The sequence below is a fragment of the Streptomyces sp. NPDC017246 genome, assembly GCF_044331325.1.
GTDB lineage: Bacteria > Actinomycetota > Actinomycetes > Streptomycetales > Streptomycetaceae > Streptomyces.
In genome coordinates, this window is the sequence record NZ_JBIRMW010000011.1 from 255232 (window position 1) to 278096 (window position 22865).

Consider the following 22865-nt stretch of genomic DNA (forward strand, 5'->3'; position numbering starts at 1 on the left):
AAACCTTTGTTGAGGGTGTCGCTGTCGGTGTGACGGCGCCGGTGTGCGGTGTGGAGGAGCGGTTCGGTGGACAGTCCGGTCAAGGAGGTGGCCCCGGCGGCGGTCGTGGCCGGTGCGGAGCCGATCGGCGCCGCCCCCACGGGCAGCCGCGTCCAGGGCCTGGCGGGTCACCGCTTCGCCCCCGTGGCACTCGTCGTCACGGGCGGACTCTCCGTGCAGTTCGGATCGGCGCTCGCCGTCCTCCTCATGCCCCGGGCGGGCGCACTCGGCGTCGTCACCCTGCGGCTCGTGCTCGCCGCCACCGTCCTGCTGATCGTCTGCCGCCCCAAGGTCCGCGGCTACGGCCGCGCGGACTGGGGCACGATCGTCGCCTTCGGCGCGGCCATGGCGGGGATGAACGTCCTCTTCTACCAGGCAGCCGACCGGATCCCGCTGGGCGCCGCCGTCACCCTGGAGGTCCTCGGCCCGCTGATCCTCTCCGTCGTCGCCTCCCGCCGCCTGATGAACCTGCTGTGGGCGGGGCTCGCCCTCGGCGGCGTCGTCCTGCTCAGCGGCGGCGGCTTCGACCGCCTCGATCCGGTGGGCGCCGCGTTCGCGCTCGCGGCGGGCGCGATGTGGGCCACGTACATCGTCTTCAGCGCCCGCACGGGCCGACGCTTCCCGCAGGCCGACGGACTCGCGCTCGCGATGGCCTTCGCCGCCGTCCTCAGCCTGCCGCTGGGCATCGCCGAAGCGGGCGACAAGCTCCTCGTGCCGTCGACGATCGGCCTCGGCCTCGCCGTCGCGCTGATGTCCTCGGTCCTGCCGTACACCCTGGAACTCCTCGCCCTGCGGCGCCTGCCCGCCCCCACCTTCGCGATCCTGATGAGCCTGGAACCGGCCATCGCGGCGACGGCGGGCTTCCTCATCCTCAGCCAGGCGCTGTCGGTCACCGACGCCCTCGCCATCGCCCTCGTGATCGCGGCCAGCATGGGCGCGGTCAGGACCCAGGTGCGGGCCACGCCCACGCCCAGGGACGCGAAGATCCCGGCCGGAGGCTGACCGGCGGGCCCGCCCGATCGGGCCGGGCTCGCGACCCCCCTAGGGTCTGTCGTCACATTCCCGTCTGCCCCGCGGGCGACGACGGGAATGTGACGACAGACCCTAGGATCCGCACATGATCGCCGAACTGCAGTGCGTCGTCCTCGACTGCTCCGAACCCCGCGCGCTCGCCGAGTTCTACCGCGCGGTGCTCGGCGGCGAGGTCGACCGGCCGGACCGCCGCTGGTCCCTGGACGAGAACTGGTCCACGCTCCACACCCCCGGCGGACCGGTCCTCTGCTTCCAGGGAGTCCCCGACCACCGCCCGCCGACCTGGCCGGCCCCGGAGCGCCCCCAGCAGTTCCACCTCGACTTCGGCGTACCGAACCTGGACACCGCCCACGAGGAGGTCGTCGCGCGGGGCGCGACGCTCCTGGACGCGGGCGGGAGCACCCGCTGCTGGCGCGTCTACGCGGACCCGGCGGGCCACCCGTTCTGCCTGGTCGAGCACTGACGGGACCGAGCCCCCGTACCCCTCGGCCCCATCGCCCCGACCAGTCGCACCCGTCGCACCCCGTCGAATCAGTCGAACCAGCGGTCCCTCGCCAGTTCCGCCGTCCTCGACGGGTCCTCCAGGAGAGCCGCCACCTCGAAGCGGCGGGGCCACTGGCCCGCCGCCCACGACAGGCCCGCCGCCACGCCCTCCACGGTGGACGCGTGGACCGTGCCGTCCGGCGTGCGACGCCAGTCGAGCTCCGTGTCCGCCGCCCGGAGCTCCTCGTGCTCGATGTACGTGGCGGGGGTCGCCGGGCCCAGCAGGGTGCGGACCGAGTCCGGCACCTCGTGCTCCTCGCCCCTCGTCGCGACCTCCGCCTCCACCGCCTCGCTCAGCCGCCTGACCTGGAACAGCTCCGCCAGATCCGCCGCCCGCGACGGAGACACCGGGAGCAGCGGCAGTCCCTCCGCCAGCGGCAGGAGGTCCGGGGCGTCCGCCACCATCGCCTCCGACGCGTCGACCACGACCACCCTGCCGTCGACCACCGCGCGCACCTCGTCCGGCAGCGTCACCTGTTCCGGATCCAGATCCGCGAGCGCCGTGTACAGGGCATGCAGCTGGGCGCCCGTGACCTCCCGCTCCGGGTCCGCCAGCCGGTTCAGGAGTTCCGCCGCGCCTCCCGGCTCGTCCAGGAGCGCCGCGACCGACGTGCGCACCCCCAGGGCCCGGAGGACCTGCTCGTCCTCGAAGCCCGTCGCGTCGGCGGAGTCGTACAGCCCGATCAGGAGCGGGTCCGTGCCCGCCGCGCGCAGTCCGGCCGGCCGCCGGCCGTCCAGGACGGGGTGGTCACGGAGCCACCAGGCCGTGTACGAGCGGACCGTCTCCGTCGTGCCGTCCGGCAGCAGCACCCGTACGGGCTGCGTCAGGGCGTCCCGCAGCGGCGGCTGCGCGAGGAGCGCGAGGGCCTGCGGCCAGGCGTCGTCGTCGACCAGGTCCAGGTCCCGTACGGCCACGATCTCCGTCGCCACCGGCGGCACCGGCGACTCCGGAAGCCGGTCGAGGACGTCCTCGCACCACACGTCGACCGCGTCGAGGAGCCCGGCGTCGTCCGGCTCCGGGTAGTCGCCCTCGCGGGGCTCCACCTCGTCCGGGTCGAGCAGCAGATCGGTCGCGCGGACCAGTGCGAAGGTGGCGAGGACTCCACAGGCGGCGAGCGGCCGCTCGCCCCACCGGACGGCCAGGTCGGCATCGACATAGGCCAGTTCGTCCTCGCGCATGACGGCGGCGAACGCCGAGCCCGGCATCACCAGCTCCCCCGCCGGGGAGAGCTCGCCGTCCTCGTCGGGAAGGGCCAGGGCCCCGAGCCAGGGCTCCTCGCCCGGGTCGAGCTCCGCGTCCCTGACCAGACCGAGGACCGTCTCGACGAGCTCGTCCGCGTCCAGCGTCTCCGCGTCCTCGTCCCAGATCTCACCCGCGTCGAGGGAGGCCGCGACCGCCGCCCGCACCTGCGGGGTCGTCAGGACCGCGCGGGGCGTGGCGGGCAGGGCGCCCAGCTTCTCCAGAAGCGGATGCGCGGCATCGGGGTGCGCGACCTTCAGACCGAGCCGGGTCAGTTCGGCGGGCGTCCGGTCCTGCGGAAGGAGGACCTGGCGAGGGCCGACGGCCGTACGGATACGGCCCCGCTCGCCCGAGCCCGACATCTCGTCCGCATCGGCCTCCGGCTCCGCCAACCGCTCCGAGACGCGCCCCGACGCCGACTCCGGCACCGCCAGCGGCACCGGAAGACCCGACAGACGGTCCGGGTCCACGCCCGCGAGGGAGTCGTACAGACGCCACCACCACGTCGGCGCCCGGTCCACCCCCGCCAGGCGGTCGATCGCCTCGGTCAGAGGCACCCGGCCGACACCGAGGGTCCGGAGCTCCGGACGCCGCTCCAGACCGGCCGGAAGGAGCGTCGGGAAGACCTCCGCGAGAACATCCACCGTGTCCGCGCCCGCGCCCTCCACGACCTCCGCCTCGATCGGCCGCAGCGCCGGAAGCTCCTCCGACGGAGCGGCCGGCGCCAGGAACGCGACCCTCGGCAGCCGGTCCAGGATCGCCTCGCGCAGCGCCCCGTCGAGCGGGCCCTTGCCGAGCGGACCGGGAACGAGATCGAGCGTCGCGGTCGTCACCGGCTGCCACTCCGCGAGGAGTTCGGCGTACGCGTCGGCCGCGCGCTGCACCAGGAAGTCGGTGAGCGGGCCGGGCGCCGGGTGACGGCGCGCCGTGTCGAGCGGCAGGGAGGCGATGAGCAGGGCGGGAATGCCGAGCGGCTCGTCGGTGGGCGTGGGGGCGTGCACGACCGGGGTCGTACGCGGGTAGCGCGGGGCTCCCTCCGCGTCCACGGGTACGGCCCAGGTGACCGACCAGTGGGGGCGCAGGCGCTCCTCGACCGGACGGTCCTTGAGCAGTCCGGCGTCGAGCGGGCCGCCGTGGGAGACGGTCCGCCAGCGGTGGGTGCCGGTGGCCGTGTCGACGATCCGGACGTAGCCGTCGTCCTCGGAACGGTGGAGGGTACGTACCCCTTCCGAGGTCTCCACGACGATCTCCGCGAGCCCCGGAAGAGTGAGAAGCAGAGCGTCGTCGACGGAGGCGAGGAGCCGCTCGGCCAGGTCTCGGGCGGCCGTGTCGCGCAACGGGAGCACCACGACGGTGTCGTAGCCGTCGGGAGCGGTGCCCTCGGCGGGCAGCGGAAGGCGCAGGAGAGGTACGTGGCCGTCGCGGCGGCGCAGCTCGTCACCGAGACCGGGGCTGTACTTGGCGGAATCCGCGGCGAGTTCGCGGGCCTCCGCGAGGGACCAGCGGACACCGCCGTGCCGGCCGAGGACGGCGGGCTCGTCGGTCACCGCGAGGACGGCGGCGAAACCGACACCGAAACGGCCCACCGCGCCCTGGGTCTGCTCCCGCTTGGCCGAGGCCCGGAGCGTCGACAGCGACTCCACACCGGTGGCGTCCAGCGGGGCGCCCGTGTTGGCGGCGGCGAGGATCGCGGGGCCCTCGTGATCCGCCGGATGCAGGGTGAGACGCAGGCGGCCGGTGACGCCGGCGCGGTGGGCCGCGTCGGCGGCGTTCTGGGCCAGCTCGACGACGAGGCGGTCGCGGTAGCCGCCGAGGGCGAGGTCCTCCTCGGCGTTCGCGTCCTCCCGGAACCGGGCGGGCGAGGCGCCCCAGGCGTCGAGCACACCCCGCCGCAGCCGTGCGGTGCCGAAGGGATCGGTTCCGTCGGTCGTCGTCCGGACGCTGACGCTCACGTCTGACTCCACTCTGCGGGGCGCTGATACTGCCGGGTCTGCCCGAACCCGGAGGTCCGGCCCGGACCCACAGGCCCGGGTGCCCGAAGGTACCGCGCTCCGGGTCACGGCTCTTGCGGGGGCACGGTGGGGGGCGGGGCGCGCGGAGGCGTTCGGCCGGGCCGGGTCCGGGGTTACGGCCGCCTGCCCCTACCGGACCGGGTTGCGGCTGCCGCCCTCACCGGGCCGGGTTGTGGGCAGGCGTTCCGCGGGGCGGAACGGGTGGGCACGACCCACGACGGCGCCGCACCGTCAGCGCGACGTCCAGGCACCAGGAGCCTGGGCCCGGCAAGGGGCGTCGTCCCGGGTGCCCACCCGTCCCGCCCTGCGGGACGATTGCCCACACGGGGGTGGGTGCGCGAAGGCGGGCGTGGCCCGCACGAGGGTGGCGAAGGCGGGCGCGGACCGCGCGGGGCGCTGGCCAGGCGCGGCCCGCACTGGAGTCCGAGGCGGGCGCGACCCGCGCGGGGCACGAGCCAGGTGCGGGCCGCACGAGGGTGCGCGGACCGCGCGGAGGCGGGCGCGGCCGGCGACCGGGGCGCGGCGTCGGGCCGCGTCCTGGCGTTACGAGTGGCCCAGGTCCTCCGACGTCGCGTCCGGTTCCGTCGTGGAGCCGGAGTCCTTCGCCGGGCGGAGGGGGAAGGCGTCCGCCGCCATCGAGTCGAGGACCGGGGGTGCCGGACGCGGGGGCTTCGGCATGATCGCGGCTTCCGAGTGGCCGCCGCAGCCGTACGAGAGGGACACGACGCGGCCGTCGGCCGGGGAGAACTCGTTGGCGCAGATGCCGAAGGTCTGCTTCAGGGAGCCGGCCAGCGGCACCAGGAAGGCGCAGGACTCGCAGGTGGCCGGCGCGGCCTGGGCCATCGGCGTCCTGGCGCCGAAGGCCTCGTCCCAGCGGTCGGCGGCCGTGTGGAGGCCGTACCGGGAGAGGACCCGGGCCCGGCGCATGCCGAGCTCTTCGGCGACCGCGGCGATCGCGCCCCGGGAGGGGGTGCGGGTGACGATCTCGGCGTCCTCGACGTCGAGGTGCTCGGCCAGCTCCTCCGACACCACGGAGTTCGGCGGCGGGGTGTCCTCGCCCGAGTAGCCGGGCTCCAGGCGCAGGTCGTCCTGTTCGGTCGGCAGGAGGTCGCCGGGGCCCATGTCGCCGGGGCGCAGCCGCTCGCTCCACGGCACCCACTCGGGTGCGAGGAGGGCGTCGGAGCCGGGCAGCAGGACGGTTTCGTCGAGCGTGACGTTCTTGGCGCGGGAGGCCCGGGTGACGGTCACCGCCCAGCGCCAGCCCCGGTAGCCGGGTTCCTTGGACTCGAAGTAGTGGGTGACGACGCGGTCACCCTCGGCGACCACTTCGACGTGTGCCCCTACGATGCCGGGGGCGGCCGCCTCCTCGGCGGCCTCCCGCGCGAGGTCTACGGCCTCGGCGCACAGGCGGTCGGGGATACGCGTGGCTCGCGGGGTACGCGGGGTACCGCTTCGCGTCGTCGCAGCACTCACAGGTCTCGCTTCTCTCCTACGCCGTCTCACGGGTGCGCCGGCCGAGCGGCGGGAGCGAAGCCTCGGGCGGCGGGCGGAGCGGACCTGTGGGCCGCATCGACGTCCGCGCACCCGACTTGTCTCGCGTGTCTCGGGCACACCTATCGCCATCCATTCTGCGGGATGCCGAAGAGGCGCGCGGCCGAGAGCTTCCGCCGGTGACGCGCTACGCACGCTACCCCGTTCGCGGGCCTCAGCCCACCTGCCCGCCCCAAGTGCCCCGGATCACGGACGCTCGGAGGGGCGTGCCGGACGGTCCGGGAGGTGAACCGGGGAGGTCCGGGGGGCGGACGGGAGGGCGGTCGCGAAAGTGGCCGGAAACAGTCCGTGGGGCGGAGCGGACGGCGGATTCAGGACGTTCCGGAGGGTCTTCACCGTCGTGCCACGGTTCGTCCGGTGTGCCGGTGGGGCACTATGACGGAGTGGCAGCCGCACGGTCCCCCGCACGATCCGAAGATCATGCCGGACCGCTCCGCAGAGCGGGCCGGAGGGTCGGTCGTGCCCTGCACCTGCCGTTCACGGGGACCGCGAAGGGCATTCGCAAGGCGACTCACGCGCACGGCGCGGGCGAGTCGGGGCTCGGGAAACTGATCGAGCTGCATGCCGTGAACGGTGCCGGGGACGTCATGATCACCGTCGCTCTCGCCTCCACCGTGTTCTTCTCCGTGCCCACCGACGAGGCCCGGGGCCGTGTCGCTCTCTATCTGGCCGTCACGATGGCGCCCTTCACGCTGCTCGCCCCGGTGATCGGTCCGCTCCTGGACCGGATCCCGCACGGGCGGCGGGCGGCGATGGCGGGCGCGATGCTGACGCGCGCGGTGCTGGCGATCATGATGTCGGCGGCGGTCGCCACCGGCGGCATCCAGTTGTATCCGGCGGCGCTCGGGGTCCTGGTGGCCTCGAAGGCGTACGGGGTGGTGCGCAGCGCGGTCGTGCCACGGCTCCTGCCACCGGACTTCTCGCTCGTGAAGGCGAACTCGCGGGTGACCCTGGCCGGGCTGCTCGCGACCGGGATCGCCGCGCCCATCGGGGCGGGGCTCCAGGTCCTGGGGCCCCCGTATCCGTTGTACGGGGCGTGCGCGCTGTTCCTGCTCGGGGCGTTCTGGGCGCTGCGGATGCCGCCCAAGGTGGATTCGGCGAAGGGTGAGCGGCGGGCGCATCTGCTGACGCACGGCGAGCGGAAGCCGAGCCTGCGGACGGTGGGGCCGTCCGTCCTGCACGGGCTGGAGGCGAACGCGGCGCAGCGGATGCTGTCGGGTTTCCTGATCTTCTTCCTGGCGTTCCTGCTGCGCGAGCACCCGTTGTCGGGGCAGAGCGCCGCCGTCTCGCTGGGGATCGTGGGCGTGGCGGCGGGCGTGGGAAACGCCTGCGGCACGGCGGCCGGCTCGCTGCTGCGGGACCGGGGGCACGGGCCCGAGGTGATCATCGCCACCATGATCAGCGTGGTCTGCGCCACGGCGATCTGTACGTCGATCTTCTTCGGCGGGGCGATGGTGGCCGTCCTGGGCGCGGTCGCGGGCCTCACCCAGGCCCTGTCGAAGCTGTCCCTGGACGCCCTGATCCAGCGGGACGTGCCGGAGGTGGTCCGGACCTCGGCGTTCGCGCGCTCCGAGACGGCGCTGCAGATGGCGTGGGTGGTGGGCGGCGCGATCGGCATCGCCCTGCCGCTGAACGGGACCCTGGGCATGGCGGTGGCGGCCGCGATCCTCGCGCTGGGCGCCCTTCTCTCCGTACGGGGCCTGCTGGCGGCCGCCCGGCGGCGGCCGGGGTCCAAGGGCCGGTCGAAGGCCCGGGTGGCGTAGTCGGGGCCGGTTCGGGGCCCCGGGAGGGGTCTCGTTCCGGTACCGGAGAGCGGCACGCCGTACCCCCGCGTGGCGCGGGCGCGGCGGCCCGATAGCCTTCGGCTCATGACCGTTGCGTTCTTCACCGGCTCGCGCCGCCGGGCCGCCGTCGCCCTCGGGGCCGTCTCCGCCGGGCTCCTCGTACTCTCCGCCTGCGACAAGCCGACTCCGATCGCGACCGTGACGGTCGGGTCCGACTCGATCCACTCCGAGGCCGCCTGCTACAACGACGGCGACGCCATCAAGGAGTCGCAGATCCAGCAGTGCCTCAACAAGAAGGCCGAGAAGTCCATCACCGTGGCGATGGACGACAAGATCCGCTTCGGGGTCGACCCCGAGATCGCGGACAACGGCTGGACCATCTTCCTCGGCGGCCAGCAGGCCGAGCCCGAGCCGTACAAGAAGACGTACCGGACCATTCCGGCCAGCGCCTTCTTCTCCAGCCAGACCGGCGAGGCCACCGACAAGACCCAGGTGACCATCGTCGAGAACACCGGAAAGAAGCTGACCGGTGTCTGGCACTTCCAGCTGAAGAAGGAATCCTGATCGTCCGGTGGTCCACCGGATCCTGATCGTGACGGCCGTGGCGGCGGAGGCGGACTCCGTCTCCGCCGGCCTCGGCAGCCCCGGGCTCCTCCCGCTGCCGGGGGGTCTCGTCCTGCGCCGCCACACCGCCTCCCCGGGCGGGGGCGCGCTCGTCGACGTGCTCGTCGGCGGGGTCGGACCGGCCGCCGTGGCCGCCGCGACCGGGACCGCGCTCGCCCACGCCTCACTCACGGGCTCCGACAGCCCCTACGACCTCGTCGTCTCCGCCGGCATCGCCGGCGGCTTCCAGCCCCTCGCCCCCCTCGGGTCCGTCGTCGTCTCGGCGTCCGTCGTCGCCGCCGACCTCGGCGCGGAGACCCCCGACGGGTATCTCACCGTCGAGGAGCTCGGCTTCGGGCGGTCCGCGCACCCCGTGCCGGAAGCCCTCACCGGACGTATCGCCGCCGCCCTGGACGCCGGGGGCCTGCCGCACACCGTCGCGCCGGTCCTCACCGTCTCCACCGTCACCGGAACCGCCGGGCGGGCCGCCGAGCTGGCCGAACGCCATCCCGGAGCCGCCGCCGAGGCGATGGAGGGCTTCGGTGTCGCCGAGGCCGCCGCCGCGTACGGCGTGCCCGTCGTCGAGATCCGGGCCGTGTCGAACGCCGTCGGTCCCCGCGACCGCGCCGCCTGGCGCATCGGCGAGGCCCTCGGCGCGCTCCGGCACACCTTCGAGCTGCTCAGTCGGACCGTCTTCCTGGAGCCCTCGCCGTGACCAAGCTGAAGATCGCCTACTCGCCCTGCCCGAACGACACCTTCGTCTTCGACGCCTGGGCCCACGGCCGGGTCCCCGGCGCGCCCCGGCTCGACGTGACCTTCGCCGACATCGACATCACCAACGGCTGGGCCGAGAGCGGCACCGACGACCACGACGTCCTGAAGGTGTCGTACGCCGTGCTGCCGTGGATCCTCGACGAGTACGCGCTGCTGCCCTGCGGCGGCGCCCTCGGCCGGGGCTGCGGGCCGCTCGTCCTCACCCGGGACGACGCGACCGGCGCCGACCTCACCGGGAAGACGGTCGCGGTGCCGAGCGAGCGCTCGACCGCGTATCTGCTGTTCCGGCTGTGGGCGGCGGAGAAGGTGCCGGGCGGGGTCGGGAACGTCGTCGTGATGCCGTTCCACGAGATCATGCCCGCCGTCCGCGACGGCAAGGTCGACGCGGGGCTCGTCATCCACGAGGCCCGTTTCACGTACAGGAACTACGGCCTGAACTGTCTGGCCGACATGGGCGAGCACTGGGAGTCCACGACGGGGCTGCCGATCCCGCTCGGCGCGATCGTCGCCCGGCGCTCCCTCGGCGCCGAGACGCTGGAGCGGCTCGCGGACGCGGCCCGCGCCTCGGTGCGGATGGCCTGGGACGACCCGGCGGCCTCCCGGCCGTACGTCCTGGAGCACGCGCAGGAGATGGACCCGAAGGTGGCCGACCAGCACATCGGCCTCTACGTCAACGAGTTCACGGCCGACCTCGGCGAGCACGGTTACGCGGCGGTCCGCGGGCTGCTCACCCGCGCCGCGGCCGAGGGACTCGTACCGCCCCTCGGCCCGGACGCGCTCGCCTTCCCCTGAGGGGCCCGACGAGCGGTCCTACACGTCCAGCTGGTCCGCGACCGCGCGCAGCAGGCCCGCGATCTTGGCGCCCTGCGCCTTGTCGGGGTAGCGGCCGCGCTCCAGCATCGGAGTGATGTTCTCCAGGAGGGTCGTCAGGTCCTGGACGATGGACGCCAGTTCGTCGGGCTTACGGCGCTGCGCCGCGGCGACGGACGGGGTCGGGTCGAGGATCGTGACGGACAGTGCCTGGTCGCCGCGCTGGCCGGCGACCACCCCGAACTCGACCCGCTGCCCCGGCTTCAGGGCGTCGACTCCGGCAGGGAGCACCGACGAGTGGACGAAGACGTCGCCGCCGTCGTCGCGGGAGAGAAAGCCGAAGCCCTTCTCGCTGTTGAACCATTTGACCTTGCCGGTAGGCACGTCTGTCCTCGTCCTCGTCCTCGTCGATGGGGATGGCGCACAGCGGGTCGCCCGACCCGCCGCACCAGGCTAATGGTCCGGAGGCCGGTGACAAGACGTCGCCGATGTGTTCCTTCGGCCAGGGAACTACCCTGGCCGGATGCGTAGTGAAACCCCTGCCGCACCGGCGAACGACAGCGCTCCGGGTGACGGCCTCGTCAAGGCCGGTGTCATCCTCTTCGCGATCGGCGCGGTGGCGACGCTGGTCACCGTGGCTCCGCTGTTCCTCGGCACGGACCCGTTCCCGACGGTGGCGTACACCGTCTCCATGCTGATGGGCGTCGGATTCGCCGTCGCCGCCGCCGGGGTGCTGCGCTCGATCGCGGCCCAGCGGCGGCAGGCCCGGAGCGGCACGGCCGCACCGGTTCAGGCCAGGTAGCCCTCCCACCAGGCACGGAAGTCCGTCAGGTCGGTCAGGACCACGTCCGCGCCGGCCTCCTTGAGCTCCTCGGGGGCGCAGGGACCGGTGGCGACGGCCACCGAGACGGCGCCCGCCGTCGCGGCCCCGCGGACGTCGCCGACGTGGTCCCCCACGTACACCTGGGCGCCGTGGGCGCTCAGGGCCTCCGCCTTGCCCTCGGCCCACAGGCCGCCGACGACCGCGTCCGGCTCGATGCCGAGGTGCGCGAGGTGCAGCTCGGCGTGCGGGCCGTTCTTCGCGGTGACGACGACGGTGCGGCCGCCGGCCTCCCGCACGGCCCGTATCGCGTCCCGGGCGCCCGGCATCGGAGCCGAGGGCTCGATCGCGTACGCGGGGTAGAGCGCCCGGTAGCGGGCCACCATCTCCGTGACCCGCTCCTCGGGGACCCAGTGCGCCATCTCGTGCTCCAGCGGCGGACCGAGGCGGCTGACGACCAGGTCCGCGTCGACCGGCACTCCCGTCTCGGCCGAGAAGGCCTCCCAGGCGGCCTTGATGCCGGGGCGGGTGTCGATCAGCGTCAGATCGAGGTCGAAGCCGACGGTCAGCGGCGGTGTGCGCGGCGGGGTGGTCGCGGAGGTCGTCATGGGAGCCATTCTGGGGGACCTCCGGCCCGGGCGTCCGCATATGGGTGCTGCTTACACTGAGCCAAGCCTTACCGAACCCGTACCGCCCGACACGCACCACCCGATGGGTCCTGATGTCAGCCGCTTTCCGTTCCAGACGGGTCCTCGCGACCTCGGCGGCTCTCGTCGCCCTGCTCCTCGCCGTCCTCCTCAGCCTCGCCGTCGGCGCCCGCGCCATCGCCCCGTCCACGGTCTTCGACGCCCTGCTGCACGGCGGTACGAGCCCCGACGCCGAGGTCGTACGGCAGCTCCGCGTCCCCCGCACCCTCATCGGGCTGATGGTCGGCGCCGCGCTCGCGCTCGCCGGCACCGCCCTCCAGGGCATCACCCGCAACCCGATCGCCGACCCCGGCATCCTCGGCATCAGCCAGGGCTCCTCTGTCGGCGTCGTCCTCGCCATCGCCTTCTTCGGAGTGCACACCCTCACCGGGTACGTGTGGTTCGCCTTCGCCGGCGCCGCGGTCGCCGCCGTCGCCGTCCACGCCATCGCCTCCGGCGGGCGCGGCGGGGCCACCCCCGTGAAGCTGGCGCTCGGCGGTGCCGCGATCAACGCACTGCTGCTCTCCGTCACCACCGGCATCCTCACCACCAAGGCCTCCGCGCTCGACGAGTTCCGGTTCTGGCAGATCGGCTCCCTCGACGGGCGCGACGCCCAGATCGTCGGCCAGATCTGGCCCTTCCTGCTCCTCGGCACGGTCCTCGTCGTCTCCGTGGCGCGCGGGCTCGACGCGCTCGCCCTCGGCGAGGACGTCGCCAAGGGGCTCGGGCAGCGGGTCGCGACCGTCCGGATCGTGGGCGGGATCGGCGCGACCGTCCTCACCGGGGCGGGCGTCGCCGCCGCCGGCCCCATCGCCTTCGTCGGCCTCGCCGTTCCCCACATCGCGCGGGCCGTCGTCGGCTCCGACCACCGGTGGGTGCTGCCGATGGCCGCGATCACCGGCCCGGTGATGCTGCTCGTGGCGGACGTCGCCGGGCGGATCGTGTTCCCGCCGGGCGAGGTGCCCGCCGGGGTCATGACGGCGCTGATCGGAGTGCCGTTCCTGGTCGCTCTCGTACGCCGGAAGGCGGTGCCCGCGTGAGTACGACCACCGCCGTCCGTCCCACGAAGGACAGGCTTCGCCCCGCCGGGTACGGGCTCGTCCGCGCCCGGGGCGCCTCCTTCCTCGTCCACCGGCGTTCGGCGTTCGCCGCCGCGGGCCTGCTGCTGCTCCTCGCCGCGTCCTCCGTCGCCTACCTCTGCGTCGGTGAGCGGTTCGTCGCCCCCTCCGAGGTCGTACGGATCCTGTTCGGGCAGTCGTCGCCCTCGACGTTCGTCGTGACGGAGCTGCGCGAGCCCCGGCTCGTCGTCGCCCTCGCCGTCGGCGCCGCGTTCGGTGTCGCGGGCGCCCTCATCCAGACCGTCGCCCGCAACCCGCTCGCCAGCCCCGACATCATCGGCATCAGCCAGGGCGCCGGAGCGGTCACCGTCGCCGCGATGACCTTCGGCCTCACCTCGTACACCGTGCTGCCGTACCTCTCGATCGCCGGCGGCGTCCTCGCCGCCGCCCTCGTGTACCTGTTCGCCTGGCGCGGCGGGCTGCACGCCACCCGGTTCGTCCTCATCGGGATCGGCTTCGCGATCGCCCTGCGGTCGCTCACCACCCTCTTCATGACCAAGGGCGACTTCCTCGTCGCCCAGCAGGCCCAGATCTGGATGACCGGCTCGCTCAACGGCCGCGGCTGGGACGAGTCCGCGCCGATCCGCTGGACGCTGCTGCTCATGCTGCCCGCCGTGCTGTGGGCGGCCCGCGCCCAGCGGACCGTCTCCCTCGACGACGACACGGCGACGGCGCTCGGCGCCCGGCTCGGCGGCGTCCGCCTCGGGCTCGTCACGGTGGGAGTCGTCCTCGCCTCCGTGGCGACCGGGGTCGCGGGACCGGTCGACTTCGTGGCCCTCCTCGCACCGCAGATCGCCCGCCGGATGACCAGGACCGCACAGATCCCGCTGCTCTGCTCGGCCCTGACCGGGGCCGCGGTCGTCGTCCTCGCCGACCTGCTCGGCAGGCGGCTCCTCTCCCCCGTCGAACTGCCGGTGGGAGTCCTCACGGCGGCGGTCGGCGCCCCGTATCTGATCTGGCTCATCGTCCGGAGCCGTACGGAAGGCAAGGCATGACCAGCAGGCTGACCGCGCGCGAACTGACACTCGCCTACGAGGACCGCACCGTCGTCCACGAGCTCGACCTCGTGATCCCCGACGGCAGGGTGACCGTGATCGTCGGCCCCAACGCCTGCGGCAAGTCCACCACCCTCCGGGCGCTCGGCCGGCTCCTCAGGCCGGCGGGCGGATCCGTCCTCCTCGACGGGGAGGAACTGGCGAAGCTCCCGACGAAGCGGATCGCCCGCTCCATCGGACTGCTTCCGCAGACGCCCGTCGCCCCCGAGGCGATCACCGTCGCCGACCTGGTCTCGCGGGGCCGCCAGCCCCACCAGGCCTGGTGGAAGCAGTGGTCGGAGGAGGACGAGCGGGCCGTCACCGACGCCATGGAGCGCACGGACGTCGCCGCGCTCGCCGACCGGCCCGTCGACGCGCTCTCGGGCGGCCAGCGGCAGCGGGTGTGGATCGCGATGGCCCTCGCCCAGGAGACGGACCTGCTGCTCCTCGACGAGCCCACCACCTATCTCGACATCTCCCACCAGGTGGAGGTCCTCGACCTGGTCCGCCGCCTCAACCGGCTGCGCGGCCGCACGGTCGTCCTCGTCCTCCACGACCTGAACCAGGCGGCGCGGTACGCCGACCACCTGGTCGCGATGAAGGCGGGCCGGGTGGTGGCCGAGGGCCCGCCGGAGGAGATCGTGACCGAGGAGCTCGTACGGGACGTCTTCGGGCTGCGGTCGGTGGTCGTGCCGGACCCGGTGACGGGGTCACCGCTGGTGGTGCCGGGGGCGCCGTGGCACGCGGGGCGGGAGACGGAGGAAGCGGCGCAGACCCACGCGGTCTGAGGCCCGCGGGGGCTGGGGCTCATAGGGGCTGGGGCTCGCGGGGCTGGGGCTCGCGGGGCTGGGGCTCGCGGGGCTGGGGCTCGCGGCGCCGGTGACGCGAGCCTCGGTGCCTGGGTGACGACCTGAGCATGAGCCGCGCCCGGCGCTTCGGCGCGCCGACACCCTGGCACCCCGGCACGCCGGCACCCCGCCGGAACGGCGCTCAGCGCCTGCGTGACCGCCAGAGCAGGAACAGGGCCGAGGCGACGGCCGCGCCCCGGAGCACCCACGGCCAGGTCTCCGAGACCGCCGCGCCCATCGCCTCGCCGCCCGCCGCCACCGGGACGCCCCAACGGCCCTCCACCCGGCCCCACAGCCAGGCGACGCCCGACGCGACGGCGAGGCCCGGGATCACCAGGACGGCCGCCCTGACCTCACCGGGGGTCAGCCGGCGGGAGGCGTACGCGATGAGCCAGCCCGCGGCCAGGGCGACCAGCGAGCCGAAGACCGCGCCGCCGAGCAGGAGCAGTGCGGCGAGCAGGACGAAGGGGTTCGCGAGGCGGAGGCGGGAGGCCGGCACCGCCGCGGGCTCCGCCTCGGTCTCCGGTGCCGCCGCCGGGGCCTCGGGCCTGCGGCGGCGGAGGACACGGGCGAGACGGCGGCGCTTCCCGGTGACGGGTTCCCCGTCGTCCTCGGCCTCGTCCTCGGCCTCGTCGGGGACGGGCTCCTTGAACAGGTCCGGGCGCTCGACCCCGCCCACGAAGCCCGGCAGACCCTCGGCGGCGTCCTCCAGACGCCACCAGTCCGACACGCCGTCGACGGCCGCGTCACCACCGCCCGGGGTGTCGAACCCGGTCGTGTCGGCGACGGCTCCGTCCGGGCGCGCACCCTCACCGACGGCGGACACCGGCCGCCCGGCCGCGGACCGGCCGGACCCGGACCGGGACCCGGACCCGCCGGAGGCCGGCTCGTCCGACGCGGTCCTGTCGAGGGACCGGCGGGCGCCCGGCAGCCACCCGGCGCCCCTCCCCGTACGCTCCTTCGTCCGCTCCCCCTCGCGGGGCTTCGGCACCGGCTTCCCCACCGGCTTCCCCGGCGCCTTCGGCGCGGATGACGGCGGTGACGGCGCGGATGCCGGCGCCGCGCCCGGGCCCTCCGCCCGTTCCACCACCTCGTCCGGGGTGCCGAGCGCGCCGAGGATGCTCCGTACCGCCGCGGGACTCTCCTCGCCGTGAGTGGCGCGGCGGCGGTCGATCTCGTTCCGGAGTGTCGACACCAGCCGCATCCGGTCGCTCGCCGGCAGCTGCCGCTGCTGCGCCAGATCGCCGACCCGGCTCAGATAGTCGTAGACCAACTGGTCGCTCTCGATCCCCACGGTGCCCCTCCACAGCCGGTTCGCCCGGTACGGCCCGACGTTAGCGCCTGCGCAGCGGCTAACGTGGTGCGGATGGGGATCGGTGAGCTCGACCGGGAGGCGCACGTGCCCGAGGTAACTGGCGCCGCCGCGGCGCCCCGCACACTCGCCGAGGCGCTGCGCGCCCGCGGCGACGAAGGGCTCGCCGCGCTGCTGCGGGCACGGCCCGACCTGCTGAACCCCGTGCCGAACGACCTGACGCAGCTGGCGACGCGTGCCGGCACGCGGGGCTCGGTGGTACGCGCCCTGGAACGGCTCGACCGGTTCGCCCTCCAGACGGCCGAGGCCCTCGCCGTGGCCCCGGACCCGGCCCCGTACCCCGTACTCCTGGCACTGCTCACCGGCACCGAGGGCGACCCCGAGATCGAGGGGGCGCTGCCGGGCGCGGTGGCGCTGCTGCGCGAGCAGGCGCTCGTGTGGGGCGAGGACGACCGGCTGCGGCTCGTGCGGACGGCGCGGGAGCTGCTCGCGCCGTCGGCGCAGCACCCTTCGCCGACCGGTCTGGGGCCGACGGTGGCCGAGGCGACGTCCGGGATGTCGCCGGGCCGCGTGCAGGAGATCATCGCGGCGGCCGGGCTGCCCGCGACGCACGATCCGGTCTCGGCGGTGGCCGTGCTGACGGGCCTGTTCACGGACCGGTCCCGGATGGACGCGCTCCTCGACATGGCGTCCCCCGACGCGCTGGCCGTCCTCGACCGGCTGGTGTGGGGTCCGCCGTACGGCGAGGTGACGGCGAACCCGGCACCTCCGGTGCGCTGGCTGCGCGACCGGGGTCTGCTGCTTCCGGTGTCGCCGCGGACGATGGTGCTGCCGCGCGAGGTGGCGCTGCATCTGCGGGGCGGCCGGGCGCACCGGGCGCCGGAGCCGCTGGCGCCGGAGCCAGGGGTGCAGCGCGAGTACCGCCCACAGGTTGTGGACAACGCGGCGGCCGGGCAGGCGCAGCTGGCGCTCGCCACCGTCGAGGAGCTGCTGAAGTCCTGGGACCGGGGCGGGCCGCCGGTGCTGCGCGCGGGTGGTCTGGCCGTACGGGACCTGAAGCGGACCGCCGCGGCCCTGGACGTCACGGAGGAGACGGCCGCGTTCTGGCTGGAGCTCTGTCACGCGGCGGGGCTGCTGGCCTCGGACGGCGAGGCGGACGAACGGTACGCCCCGACGCCCGCCTACGACGACTGGCTGGACCTGCCGCCCGCCGAACGCTGGGCCCTGCTCGTCACCCCCTGGCTCACGGCGACCCGTACACCGGGTCTGGCCGGCGGCCAGGACACGAAGGGCCGGACGCTCTCGGTCCTCGGCCCCGACCTGGACCGCGCGGCGGCGCCCGAGGTCCGGCACCGGGTCCTGGGCCTCCTCGCGACCCTGCCGCCGGGTTCGGCGGCCGAGCCCGAGTCGCTCTTCGCCCGGCTCCGCTGGGAACGGCCGCTGAGGGGCGCGGCGCAGGCCCGCGCGGAGGACGCGGAGACCCAGCCCGGGACGGTCCCCGGCGACCTGAGATCGCGGCTGGCCCGCTGGACGCTCGCCGAGGCGGAGCTGCTGGGGCTCACCGGGCGGGGCGCCCTCTCGGGGCCCGCGCGGGCGCTGCTCAACCTCCCGCTCGCGGAGGCGGCGTCCGCCGCCGAGCCGGGCGGCGGCGTCGAACTGTCGGTGGCGGCGGGCCGCGCGGCGACCCTGCTGGCACCGCTGCTGCCCGAGGCCGTCGACCACGTACTCCTCCAGGCGGACCTGACCGCCGTCGCACCGGGGCCGCTGCGGCGGCCGCTGGCCGACGCGCTCGCCGTCCTCGCGGACGTGGAGTCGAAGGGTGGCGCGACGGTCTACCGGTTCACTCCCGGGTCCGTACGGCGCGCGCTCGACTCCGGGCAGACGGCCACCGACCTCCACGAATTCCTCAAGGCGCACTCCCGGACCCCGGTCCCCCAGCCGCTCGCCTACCTCGTCGACGACGTGGCGCGACGGCACGGGCATCTGCGGGTCGGGGCGGCGTCCGCGTATGTGCGCTGCGACGACGACACCGTCCTCGGCGAGATCCTGGCGGACCGCCGCTCGGCCGGTCTGGGCCTGCGCAGGATCGCCCCGACGGTCCTCGCGGCGCAGACGGACCCGGCGTCGCTGCTCGAAGGGCTGCGGTCGATGGGGTACGCGCCGGCCGCCGAGTCGGCGGAGGGCGACGTCCTGATCACCCGCGCGGACGCCTACCGCACGGGGGCCCGCACGGCCCCGGTCCCGGTGCCGGACGGCCCGCCGGCCCCCGACACGACCCTGCTGGGCGCGGCGGTCCGCGCGATCCGTGCGGGCGACCGGGCGGCGACGGCGGTGCGCAAGGAGCCGACGGCCCCGACGGCCGCGGGCACCCTGCCGCGCACGTCGGCGGCGGAGACCCTGGCGACGGTCCAGGCGGCGGCGATGACGGGCTCGGCCGTCTGGATCGGCTACGTCAACGCGGAGGGCGCGGCGAGCCAGCGGGTCATCGCCCCGGTCCGGGTGGAGGGCGGCTTCGTGACGGGCTACGACCACACGGCCGACGAGGTCCGCACGTATCCGCTGCACCGCATCACGGGCGTGGCGGAACTCGCGGACGACCAGGTGTAGCGGGGCGCGTCGGAAGCGGGCGCCCCCGGAACGGGCCGGCGGGAACGGGCCGCCGGGAACGGGCCGCCTGGAGGGGCCGCCTAGACGGGCGGCTTCCCGTCAGGAGTGGATGTTGCCCGTGAGGAACAGGCCGACGACGACCGCCACACCGATGCCGCCGATCAGCGCCGGGTACGCCACCGCGAGGCAGCAGGCGAGGGTGGCGAGATTGATCCGCGCCTGGCGGCGCCGGCGGGTCCGGGCGAGGCACCAGCCCGGCACGACCAGCGCGAGGGGCAGGGCGAAGCCGCCGATCAGGAAGACGGGGAGGGCGGTGAACAGGTCCGCCCACACCGCCGTCAGGAACGACAGCAGCGGCGCGGCCACCGTCGCCACGAGCGGCGCCACCCACCACCGCGGGTCCGCCTCGTCACCGGGAGCGGTGGCGGCGGGCCACGCGGCGGCGCAGGCCCCGGCGGTGACGGCGGCGGGCCGTCGGGTGCTGTTCGTCATACCCCCATCCCACCGCCCCTGCGGGTCCGGCCCCCAGCGCGCGGGTACTCATCCGGCGCGGCCCGGGTACTCATCCGGGGCGCGCGTCGGGAGGGCCGGCCGGCGGTGACCGCGCCCTTCAGCAGGCGAGTAGAGCGCCTCGGCTCGTGGCCGTCGCGGGGAGCGGCCGCCAGTCGGCGGGGACGTGCCGCATGATCAGAGCGCAGTCCAGGGTCGCGCTCCCCGGCGGGAAGCGGTCCGGGTCCTCGAAGAAGGACGACGCGGCGGCGCGGACCCGGCCGGCCTCCACGTGCCAGGCGTCGGTGTGCAGCTCCATGCCTTCCAGGCGGTGGCCCGAGCCGGTGGGCGAGAAGCCCTTGGCCCCCGCGCGGAAGAAACGGGAGGCCGCCGCGAGATCGGCGAACAGCTCGCTGCCGTGCAGCTCGTCGGCCGGCTCGACGGTGACGTCCACCCGGATGTCGCCGTCCCAGGTCTCCAGGGCCACACGCGTCCGGTGGGGCGTCTCGTGCACCTCGAAATCGGCGCGGCCGTGTTCACCGGGGAAGACCCGGCCTCCGGCCCAGGCGTTGAGCCGGGAGGCCGTGTCGCGGCGTGGGATGTAGACGCCGGTCTCGACGCCGTCGGGTCCGTCCCATTCGACGGCGATCCGATGCGCCGCGTTCTCGCTGCTGGGGCCGAACGCCTCGGGTGCCCAGGCCGGCCGCACCTTTCCGAGCCGCAGGAGGCAGATGCCGGCGACCGCGTGGCCGTTCACCACCTGCGGGCGCAGCGGCTCGGGGAGCAGCCGGGCCGCGGCGTCCGGGGCGACCCGGTAGTTCACCAGAAGTCGTCGTTCGATGACGCTGGACAGTCGTGGCTGCCTCATGACCCCTCGTTCTGCGCCCCGGGGCGCCATGTGGTGTGGCGGAGCACGATCTGCTCGGGGCAGACGGCGCTGAGGAACCGGCCGACGCACAGGGCCAGGCGTTCCTCGGCCAGCGTGTAGAGGATCCGGTTGCCCTCACGCCGCTCGGTGACCAGACCGGCGCCCTTGAGGACGCCGAGGTGCCGTGAGATGGAGGGCGCGCTGATCGCGAACCGGGCCGCGATCTCGCCGGCCGCGAGCTCACCGCCTCTGAGGTCCTCGAGGATCTGGCGCCTCGTCGGATCGGCGAGGGCCCGAAAGGCCCCTGCCTCGTCCTGAGCGTCTGTCATGGCTTATGTTTAGCACCTTAGCTAAATACCTAACAAGATGCCCGCGGTAGCTCTTTCCCCGTAAGGGCGGGCTCACGGCGACGCGGCCGACCCGCGGGTCGGGCACACTGGAGGATTGGCCGTTACGGGAACGGCACGGTGTCGGAAGGACCTGATCACGTGAACGGACCTCTTATCGTCCAGAGCGACAAGACGCTGCTCCTGGAGGTCGACCACGAGCTCGCCGACGCCTGTCGGCGGGCCATCGCGCCGTTCGCGGAGCTGGAGCGGGCGCCCGAGCACATTCACACGTACCGGCTGACGCCGCTCGGCCTGTGGAACGCGCGGGCCGCCGGGCACGATGCCGAGCAGGTCGTCGACGCGCTCGTCGAGTACTCGCGCTATCCCGTCCCGCACGCGCTGCTCGTCGACATCGCCGAGACCATGGCCCGGTACGGGCGGCTGACGCTGTCCAAGCACCCCACCCACGGCCTCGTCCTCACCAGCACCGACCGGCCGGTCCTGGAGGAGATCCTGCGGTCGCGGAAGGTGCAGCCGCTCGTCGGGGAGCGGATCGACGCCGACACCGTCGTCGTGCACCCCTCCGAGCGCGGGCAGATCAAGCAGACGCTGCTCAAGCTGGGCTGGCCGGCCGAGGACCTCGCCGGTTACGTCGACGGCGAGGCGCACCGCATCGACCTCGCCGAGGACGGCTGGTCGCTGCGGCCGTACCAGAAGCAGGCCGTCGAGGGGTTCTGGCACGGCGGCTCCGGCGTCGTCGTCCTGCCCTGCGGCGCGGGAAAGACGCTGGTCGGAGCCGGTGCGATGGCACAGGCCAAGGCGACCACGCTCATCCTCGTGACCAACACGGTCTCCGCCCGGCAGTGGAAGCACGAGCTGGTGAAGCGGACCTCGCTGACCGAGGACGAGATCGGCGAGTACAGCGGTACGAAGAAGGAGATCCGGCCGGTCACCATCGCCACGTACCAGGTGCTCACCACCAAGCGGAAGGGCATCTACCCGCACCTGGAGCTGTTCGACTCCCGGGACTGGGGGCTGATCGTCTACGACGAGGTGCACCTGCTGCCCGCGCCCGTCTTCAAGTTCACCGCCGACCTGCAGGCCCGGCGGCGGCTCGGGCTCACCGCGACCCTCGTCCGGGAGGACGGGCGCGAGTCCGACGTGTTCTCGCTCATCGGACCCAAGCGCTTCGACGCACCGTGGAAGGAGATCGAGGCGCAGGGCTACATCGCGCCCGCCGACTGCGTCGAGGTCCGGGTCAATCTGACGGACTCGGAGCGGCTCGCCTACGCCACCGCCGAGGCCGAGGAGAAGTACCGCTTCTGTGCGACGACCGCGACGAAGCGGAAGGTCACCGAGGCCCTGGTGAAGAAGTTCGAGGGCCAGCAGATCCTCGTCATCGGGCAGTACATCGACCAGCTCGACGAGCTCGGCGAGCACCTGGACGCGCCCGTCATCAAGGGCGAGACCTCGAACGCCCAGCGCGAGAAGCTCTTCGACGCCTTCCGTACCGGCGAGATCAGCGTGCTCGTCGTGTCGAAGGTCGCGAACTTCTCCATCGACCTGCCGGAGGCCACCGTCGCCATCCAGGTGTCGGGCACCTTCGGGTCCCGTCAGGAGGAGGCACAGCGCCTCGGCCGGGTGCTGCGTCCGAAGGCCGACGGCCACCAGGCGCACTTCTACTCGGTGGTCGCCCGGGACACCATCGACCAGGACTTCGCCGCGCACCGGCAGCGGTTCCTGGCCGAGCAGGGGTACGCGTACCGGATCGTCGACGCGGACGAGCTGCTGGCGCCGTAGGGCGGTCCGCTAGCCGATCACCGCGAGCAGGGGGGCCGTGATCGCCAGGGAGTACTCGGCGATCACCAGGCCCCTTCGGGGGGCGATCAGGGCGGCCACGGCCACGAGGGCTCCCAGGCACAGGGCCCAGAAGGCCGCGGTGGCGAACCCCGGCACGACGTCGTCTCCCCCGATGGCGCCTTCGAGCACCACCACGACGGTGGCCACGAGGCACGCCGCCAGGAGGAGGAATCCGCAGCCGGCGATGACACGCAGGGAGCGGGGGCTCGGGGCGTTGGGGTCGGTGGGGCCGGTGAGGTCGGCGGGCGTCGTCGTCATGCATCGATCACATCAGGGCCGGTCCCCCGGCGGCAGACGCTCTCGTACTCAGTCGGGGCCCGGCGCGTACTCAGGGCGCGGGTTCCTGACCCCGGCCTCGGGCGGGCCGTAGTCGCCGAGGAGGACGACTCCGGCCGCGGCGCCGCCGAAGGCGCGCAGCGCGCGCAGGGCGGTGTCGAGGGGGCGGACGCGGGGGCGGGTCACGGTGGTCACGAGGGTGAAGGTCGTCGCGGTCATGCATCCATGAT

Annotated in this window: 22 protein-coding genes; 12 read left to right on the forward strand and 10 right to left on the reverse strand. The window is 74.3% G+C overall.

Annotated elements, in window-relative coordinates; genetic code table 11:
* The first annotated feature begins 123 nt into the window (after nt 1-123).
* Nucleotides 124-1041 (forward strand): EamA family transporter, encoded by a 918-nt coding sequence (locus ACH4MY_RS25595; RefSeq protein ID WP_398006093.1) that lies wholly within the window; start codon nt 124-126, stop codon nt 1039-1041.
* Between the two features lie 115 nt (nt 1042-1156).
* Entirely contained in the window at nt 1157-1534 is a 378-nt protein-coding gene (locus ACH4MY_RS25600; protein ID WP_398006042.1) for a VOC family protein, read from the forward strand.
* A gap of 68 nt (nt 1535-1602) precedes the next feature.
* On the opposite strand, the gene ACH4MY_RS25605 is transcribed toward ACH4MY_RS25600, so the two are convergent.
* Both ACH4MY_RS25605 and ACH4MY_RS25610 read right to left on the reverse strand, forming a co-directional pair.
* Nucleotides 1603-4818, reverse strand: coding sequence for a sacsin N-terminal ATP-binding-like domain-containing protein (locus tag ACH4MY_RS25605; protein ID WP_398006043.1), 3216 nt, complete (start codon nt 4816-4818; stop codon nt 1603-1605).
* A gap of 591 nt (nt 4819-5409) precedes the next feature.
* Nucleotides 5410-6339: a DUF3027 domain-containing protein gene (locus tag ACH4MY_RS25610; RefSeq protein ID WP_398006044.1), complete on the reverse strand. Its 930-nt coding sequence runs from the start codon at nt 6337-6339 to the stop codon at nt 5410-5412.
* Nucleotides 6340-6782: 443 nt separating this feature from the next.
* On the opposite strand from ACH4MY_RS25610, the gene ACH4MY_RS25615 reads away from it, so the two are divergent.
* From ACH4MY_RS25615 to ACH4MY_RS25630, 4 genes are all read left to right on the forward strand, one after another.
* On the forward strand, nt 6783-8180 hold the full coding sequence (locus tag ACH4MY_RS25615) for an MFS transporter (RefSeq protein WP_398006045.1): 1398 nt from the start codon (nt 6783-6785) through the stop codon (nt 8178-8180).
* Nucleotides 8181-8285: 105 nt separating this feature from the next.
* Nucleotides 8286-8765, forward strand: coding sequence for a DUF2771 domain-containing protein (locus ACH4MY_RS25620; RefSeq protein ID WP_398006046.1), 480 nt, complete (start codon nt 8286-8288; stop codon nt 8763-8765).
* Between the two features lie 7 nt (nt 8766-8772).
* Entirely contained in the window at nt 8773-9519 is a 747-nt protein-coding gene (locus ACH4MY_RS25625; RefSeq protein ID WP_398006047.1) for a futalosine hydrolase, read from the forward strand.
* On the forward strand, nt 9516-10370 hold the full coding sequence (locus ACH4MY_RS25630; protein WP_398006048.1) for a 1,4-dihydroxy-6-naphthoate synthase: 855 nt from the start codon (nt 9516-9518) through the stop codon (nt 10368-10370). Before ACH4MY_RS25625 ends, ACH4MY_RS25630 begins: the two co-directional genes overlap by 4 nt.
* 18 nt (nt 10371-10388) lie before the next feature.
* Here ACH4MY_RS25630 and ACH4MY_RS25635 read toward each other — a convergent pair whose 3' ends face one another.
* Nucleotides 10389-10772, reverse strand: coding sequence for a cold-shock protein (locus ACH4MY_RS25635; RefSeq protein ID WP_015035334.1), 384 nt, complete (start codon nt 10770-10772; stop codon nt 10389-10391).
* 139 nt (nt 10773-10911) lie between these two features.
* Here ACH4MY_RS25635 and ACH4MY_RS25640 point away from each other — a divergent pair, with 139 nt between their 5' ends.
* Nucleotides 10912-11190 (forward strand): hypothetical protein, encoded by a 279-nt coding sequence (locus ACH4MY_RS25640; RefSeq protein WP_398006049.1) that lies wholly within the window; start codon nt 10912-10914, stop codon nt 11188-11190.
* Here the strand turns inward: ACH4MY_RS25640 and ACH4MY_RS25645 are convergent.
* On the reverse strand, nt 11178-11825 hold the full coding sequence (locus ACH4MY_RS25645) for an HAD family hydrolase (protein ID WP_398006050.1): 648 nt from the start codon (nt 11823-11825) through the stop codon (nt 11178-11180). The two genes, ACH4MY_RS25640 and ACH4MY_RS25645, sit on opposite strands and share 13 nt — an antisense overlap.
* Before the next feature lie 104 nt (nt 11826-11929).
* Between ACH4MY_RS25645 and ACH4MY_RS25650 the strand changes: the two genes are divergently transcribed.
* Genes ACH4MY_RS25650 through ACH4MY_RS25660 form a run of 3 tightly spaced genes read left to right on the forward strand, consistent with a single transcriptional unit; the run spans nt 11930 to nt 14834 of the window.
* On the forward strand, nt 11930-12934 hold the full coding sequence (locus ACH4MY_RS25650; protein WP_398006051.1) for a FecCD family ABC transporter permease: 1005 nt from the start codon (nt 11930-11932) through the stop codon (nt 12932-12934).
* On the forward strand, nt 12931-14007 hold the full coding sequence (locus ACH4MY_RS25655; RefSeq protein WP_398006052.1) for a FecCD family ABC transporter permease: 1077 nt from the start codon (nt 12931-12933) through the stop codon (nt 14005-14007). The genes ACH4MY_RS25650 and ACH4MY_RS25655 overlap by 4 nt, the downstream gene beginning before the upstream one ends.
* Nucleotides 14004-14834, forward strand: a complete 831-nt coding sequence (locus ACH4MY_RS25660; RefSeq protein WP_398006053.1) for an ABC transporter ATP-binding protein — start codon at nt 14004-14006, stop codon at nt 14832-14834. The genes ACH4MY_RS25655 and ACH4MY_RS25660 overlap by 4 nt, the downstream gene beginning before the upstream one ends.
* A 202-nt stretch (nt 14835-15036) precedes the next feature.
* On the opposite strand, the gene ACH4MY_RS25665 is transcribed toward ACH4MY_RS25660, so the two are convergent.
* Entirely contained in the window at nt 15037-16188 is a 1152-nt protein-coding gene (locus ACH4MY_RS25665; RefSeq protein WP_398006054.1) for a hypothetical protein, read from the reverse strand.
* Nucleotides 16189-16260: 72 nt separating this feature from the next.
* On the opposite strand from ACH4MY_RS25665, the gene ACH4MY_RS25670 reads away from it, so the two are divergent.
* Nucleotides 16261-18813 carry a helicase-associated domain-containing protein gene (locus ACH4MY_RS25670; protein ID WP_398006055.1) on the forward strand — a complete coding sequence of 851 codons (2553 nt, stop codon included), beginning with the start codon at nt 16261-16263 and terminating at the stop codon, nt 18811-18813.
* A 99-nt stretch (nt 18814-18912) separates the two neighbouring features.
* Here ACH4MY_RS25670 and ACH4MY_RS25675 read toward each other — a convergent pair whose 3' ends face one another.
* The 3 genes from ACH4MY_RS25675 to ACH4MY_RS25685 form a co-directional block, all read right to left on the reverse strand.
* A complete protein-coding gene (locus tag ACH4MY_RS25675) occupies nt 18913-19305 on the reverse strand; it encodes a hypothetical protein (protein WP_398006056.1) in 393 nt (130 codons plus the stop codon).
* 118 nt (nt 19306-19423) lie between these two features.
* Nucleotides 19424-20170: a DUF2071 domain-containing protein gene (locus ACH4MY_RS25680; protein ID WP_398006057.1), complete on the reverse strand. Its 747-nt coding sequence runs from the start codon at nt 20168-20170 to the stop codon at nt 19424-19426.
* Nucleotides 20167-20499 carry a metalloregulator ArsR/SmtB family transcription factor gene (locus ACH4MY_RS25685; RefSeq protein ID WP_398006058.1) on the reverse strand — a complete coding sequence of 111 codons (333 nt, stop codon included), beginning with the start codon at nt 20497-20499 and terminating at the stop codon, nt 20167-20169. Before ACH4MY_RS25685 ends, ACH4MY_RS25680 begins: the two co-directional genes overlap by 4 nt.
* A 159-nt stretch (nt 20500-20658) precedes the next feature.
* Here ACH4MY_RS25685 and ACH4MY_RS25690 point away from each other — a divergent pair, with 159 nt between their 5' ends.
* Nucleotides 20659-22299: a DNA repair helicase XPB gene (locus ACH4MY_RS25690; protein ID WP_328943277.1), complete on the forward strand. Its 1641-nt coding sequence runs from the start codon at nt 20659-20661 to the stop codon at nt 22297-22299.
* A 9-nt stretch (nt 22300-22308) separates the two neighbouring features.
* Here ACH4MY_RS25690 and ACH4MY_RS25695 read toward each other — a convergent pair whose 3' ends face one another.
* The gene (locus tag ACH4MY_RS25695; RefSeq protein WP_398006059.1) at nt 22309-22617 is read right to left on the reverse strand and encodes a hypothetical protein; all 309 of its coding nucleotides are present in this window, start codon (nt 22615-22617) and stop codon (nt 22309-22311) included.
* 48 nt (nt 22618-22665) lie between these two features.
* Complete coding sequence (locus tag ACH4MY_RS25700) at nt 22666-22854, reverse strand: hypothetical protein (RefSeq protein WP_398006060.1); 189 nt, start codon at nt 22852-22854, stop codon at nt 22666-22668.
* Nucleotides 22855-22865 lie beyond the last annotated feature (11 nt).